The organism is Mesorhizobium sp. M8A.F.Ca.ET.161.01.1.1 (assembly GCF_004792105.1).
In the GTDB taxonomy this organism is placed as follows: Bacteria; Pseudomonadota; Alphaproteobacteria; order Rhizobiales; family Rhizobiaceae; genus Mesorhizobium.
This window is the reverse complement of record NZ_SRTD01000054.1, coordinates 1-542: the sequence shown is the minus strand read 5'-3', so window position 1 is coordinate 542 and position 542 is coordinate 1. Positions and strand designations below refer to the sequence as shown.

Here is a 542-nt window from a genome sequence, read left to right as displayed (position 1 = left end):
CTAGAGACCGGGGCACGGGCCTCGGGCTTAATCTCGTGCAGGAAATCGTGCGGTATCACGGCGGAGACATTAGTATCGGCGATTCATCCAGCGGTGGGGCCTGCTTCCGGATTACGCTTCCCTATTGCTGAAAAAGAAGCGCTCGTTTTCTGACATCAAAAAAAGGCCTGTTGCGGGTGCGACAGGCCTTTCCATTTTTATCCATTTGCCGGCTCAGCGCGGAAGAACGGTCGCGCCCATCAGCGCTTCGTCAATCGCACGCGCCGCCTGACGGCCTTCGCCGATCGCCCAGACCACCAGCGACTGGCCACGGCGCACATCGCCCGCCGCCCAGAGCTTGTCGACAGAGGTCCTGTAATCCGTCTCGTTGGCGACGACATTTGTGGAGCCACGGCGGTCCGTGTTGAGTATCAGCTTGCCGTCCATTTCCTTCAGAACGCTGTCCGTGAAGGGACCGGAAAAGCCGATGGCGATGAAGGCGAGATCGGCCTTGATGATGAACTCCGTGCCGGCAATGGGCTTGCGTCGGTCATCCACCTGGC

The 542-nt window shown here is 59.8% G+C and carries 1 protein-coding gene and 1 pseudogene; one reads left to right on the top strand and one right to left on the bottom strand.

What is annotated here, in order from left to right; translation table 11 throughout:
* Positions 1-131, top strand: a 131-nt coding sequence (locus EN804_RS34540) for an ATP-binding protein (protein ID WP_135922301.1), incomplete at its 5' end; no start/stop codon positions are given.
* Positions 132-213: 82 nt separating this feature from the next.
* Here EN804_RS34540 and gltD read toward each other — a convergent pair.
* Positions 214-542, bottom strand: a pseudogene (gene gltD, locus EN804_RS34535) (glutamate synthase); the annotation flags it as partial.